This is a genomic window from Microbacterium sp. Bi128, from assembly GCF_918698205.1.
The window spans coordinates 1-3,364 of the sequence record NZ_CAKKMM010000506.1 but is presented as its reverse complement, the minus strand read 5'-3'; the positions used below and the strand labels follow the sequence as shown (position 1 = coordinate 3,364).

Below are 3,364 nucleotides of genomic sequence, written 5' to 3'. Positions count from 1 at the left end.
GTACCGGGTAAACGGTTCCGCCGAACTGCACGCCGCCGTCGACAACGGGGAGTTCGAGCAGGTTCATGGCGGGGGAGCCGATGAAGCCGGCCACGAAGACGTTCTTGGGCTTGTCGTACAGGTTGCGCGGGGTGTCGACCTGCATCAGCAGGCCGTCCTTCAGCACGGCGACGCGGTCACCCATGGTCATGGCCTCGACCTGGTCGTGGGTCACGTAGACCGTGGTGACGCCGAGGCGGCGGGTCAGGGACGCGATCTGGGTGCGGGTCTGCACGCGCAGCTTGGCATCAAGGTTGGACAGCGGCTCATCCATGAGGAAGACCTGCGGGTTACGCACAATGGCGCGGCCCATGGCAACGCGCTGACGCTGGCCGCCGGAGAGGGCCTTCGGCTTGCGGTCCAGATACGGTTCGAGGTCAAGCAGCTTGGCGGCCTCACGAACGCGCTCGGCGCGCTCTTCCTTGCTGACGCCGGCGATCTTCAGTGCGAAGCCCATGTTGTCCGCCACGGTCATGTGCGGGTACAGGGCATAGTTCTGGAACACCATGGCGATGTCGCGATCCTTCGGCGGGACGTCCGTGACGTCGCGGTCGCCGATGAGGATGCGGCCGGAGTTGACGTCCTCGAGACCTGCAAGCATGCGCAGGGAGGTCGACTTTCCGCAGCCGGAGGGTCCAACGAGGACCAGGAATTCGCCATCGGCGATATCAATGTTGAGCTTGTCAACAGCGGGCTTCTCGGTGCCCGGGTACAGACGTGTTGCGTTATCAAAAGTAACTGTAGCCACAGTTATCAATCCCTTCACCGGCAGGTACGTGCCGGACGATCCGTAGTGAATGGTCGTTTTATGCAGTTGTTAATTCAATTGTGGGATTTCATACGCATACTCCTCGGCCGAAGCCGAGGAGTACCCAGTGACGCCGCACGGTAGTTGTGCGCCACATCACAAACAGAGTATGTCAGATATATGCCAAATGGGTTAAAAAGTTACGGATGTCACACGTGGGGTCGGTCACATGGCGCCAGAAGTGGGTATGTATGCTGTGCGCATGACGGCACTGCAGATCTATGTCAGTTTCCCCGGCACGGCGCGTGAAGCACTTGGCTTCTACGCCGACGTCTTCGGCGGAGAGCTTGCCTTGTTCACCTACGAGGAGTTCAACCGCAGCGATGGCCCGCCGGATGCCATTGCCCACGGACAGCTGAACGGCGCAGTCGCTTTGGCGGGGTCGGATGCGGCCGCGGGGGAGAAAAGCGTCCGGTTCGAAGGCCTCATGCTCTCGCTGCTGGGGACCGCCGAACCGGCAGTTCTCCACGAGTGGTTCGACAAGCTCGCCGTTGACGGCCGGGTGATCGACCCCCTTGCCCCGAAGCCCTGGGGCGCAACAGATGGCCAGGTCCTCGACCGTCACGGACTGCACTGGTTGATCGGCTACGAACCTGAGTCGTGACCGACGCCCGGTTGACCGCTCCGTAGGCCCGGGTTAGCTCCCGGAGCCGAGGGCCTTCTTCCGCTCCCGCAGGAGGGCCTCCAGCAGTTCGCAGATGTGCACCGGCGCCTCCACCCGGAACTCGGCCTGGGTGAAATCGAGCCCCACCTTTACCCCGAGATCGCCCGGGACGAGGCTGGCCAGGGCGTCCTCGTCGGTGGTGTCGTCTCCGGCGAAAGCCACAGCCGTGGCTCCGGCAGCCTGCCGCAGGAAGGCAATGCCCTCGCCCTTGGAGGCGTTCACGACGGAGGTCTCCAGGACGCGGTTGCCCGACTTGAGGAAGACGCCGCTGCGGTCCTGCAGGACCGCCCGCGCCGCAGCGACGGCGTCCTCGGCGACGTCGTCCGCCGCGAGCCTCGTGTGCAGGACGACGCCGGCCGGCTTGTCTTCCAAAAGGGTCCCCGGGGCCTGTTCCACGATTCCCTCAAGCTCCTGGCGGACTTCGGCCAGGAGTTCGCGTTGGGCGTCGTCGAGCATGAGCTCCGAGGAGCCGGGCCCCATCCAGACCTCTGCGCCGTGGCTGCCGATCAGCAGCGTCTCCTCCGGCGGGGAGGCGACGGCCCGCAGGCTGTCCAGCGCCCGGCCGGAGATGAGCGCCGTCGTCGTCCGGGGAAGTTCCGCCAGCGCCGCGAAGGCGGCGGCGGAGCGCGGGAGCGCACGGGCGTCGGCCGCATGATCCACGAGCGGTGACATGGTGCCGTCGAAGTCCATCGCCACGAGCAGGTGCCCGGTGCCGGCGACGCGGCGCACGGCTGCCAGCAGCTCAGGGGAGAGCGAGAGTGGGGCCGGGTTTGGAGTGTTGGTCTCTGAGTCGTGGGTTCCGGCGGCGTCAGGAGTCATCGCGTACAACCTTTTCGGCGAGGGCTTTCAGGAAGTCGGAGGACCAGAGGTCGACGTCGTGGTCCAGAATCTGCTTGCGCATGGCCCGCATGCGGCGTGATGCCTCGGCCGGCTGCATGTTGACGGCCCTCATGATCGTGTCCTTGAGGCCGTCAATGTTCATCAGCAGGGCCTGCTTGAGCTGGTCGGCGGCGCCGGCGAACTCACTCAGTACCAGCGCGCCGTCGTTGTTTGTCCGGGCCGTGACGTATTCCTTGGCGACGAGGTTCATGCCGTCGCGCAGGGCGGTGACCAGCATGACGTCCGCGGCCAGGTACAGGGACACCATCTCTTCGATGGGGTAGCTGTGGTGCAGGTAGCGGACGGCCGTGCTCTCCATGGTGTCGAAGGTGCCGTTGATGTGGCCCACTGTGCCCTCGACCTCCTCGCGTAGCAGGCGGTACTGCTCCACACGCTCACGGCTGGGGCTGGCCACCTGGATCAGGGTCGCGTCCTCGACGGTGACCTTGGCGTCCTGCAGCAGTTCCTCGTACGCCTTGAGCCGGTGCCGGATGCCCTTGGTGTAGTCGAGCCGGTCGACGCCGAGCAGGATGGTCTTGGGGTTCCCGAGGTCCCGGCGGATCTGCTGCGCCCGCTCGATTACCTCCGGCTTCTTCGCCAGCTCGCTGATCTGCTTGACGTCAATGGAGATCGGGAACGCCTGGGCCCTCGCGATGTGGGTGGTCTCGCCATCGGCGCCCCTGACATGGACCTGCTGCTGCTTGACGCTCGCGCCAAGGAAGCGCCGTGCGGAGCGCATGAAGTTTCCGGCATCGCTGCTGCGCTGGAAGCCCACCAGGTCCGCGCCCAGCAGGCCGTCGATGATCGCACGGCGCCACGGGAGCTGGGCAAAGATCTCCGGCGGCGGGAAGGGGATGTGGTTGAAGAACCCGATCTTCAGATCCGGCCGGGCCTCCCGGAGCAGCTTGGGAACCAGTTGGAGCTGGTAGTCCTGCACCCAGACGGTGGCACCCTCGGCCGCATGGCGGATGACG

4 protein-coding genes are annotated in these 3,364 nt (G+C 65.4%); 1 reads left to right on the top strand and 3 read right to left on the bottom strand.

What is annotated here, in order from left to right; translation table 11 throughout:
- Positions 1-787: ABC transporter ATP-binding protein (locus LQV45_RS21925; protein ID WP_230008805.1), on the bottom strand; the 787-nt coding region annotated here is incomplete at its 3' end.
- Between the two features lie 262 nt (positions 788-1,049).
- Here LQV45_RS21925 and LQV45_RS21920 point away from each other — a divergent pair.
- Entirely contained in the window at positions 1,050-1,451 is a 402-nt protein-coding gene (locus LQV45_RS21920; RefSeq protein ID WP_223914353.1) for a VOC family protein, read from the top strand.
- A gap of 33 nt (positions 1,452-1,484) precedes the next feature.
- On the opposite strand, the gene otsB is transcribed toward LQV45_RS21920, so the two are convergent.
- Positions 1,485-2,330 carry a trehalose-phosphatase gene (otsB, locus tag LQV45_RS21915; RefSeq protein WP_223914352.1) on the bottom strand — a complete coding sequence of 282 codons (846 nt, stop codon included), beginning with the start codon at positions 2,328-2,330 and terminating at the stop codon, positions 1,485-1,487.
- Positions 2,320-3,364, bottom strand: a 1,045-nt coding sequence (locus tag LQV45_RS21910; protein WP_230008804.1) for a trehalose-6-phosphate synthase, incomplete at its 5' end; no start/stop codon positions are given. The genes LQV45_RS21910 and otsB, both read right to left, overlap by 11 nt.

Coding starts and splice junctions, on each gene's coding strand:
- LQV45_RS21920 (WP_223914353.1), top strand. CDS start 1,050: ATGACGGCACTGCAGATCTATGTCAGTTTCCCCGGCACGGCGCGTGAA.
- otsB (WP_223914352.1), bottom strand. CDS start 2,330: ATGACTCCTGACGCCGCCGGAACCCACGACTCAGAGACCAACACTCCA.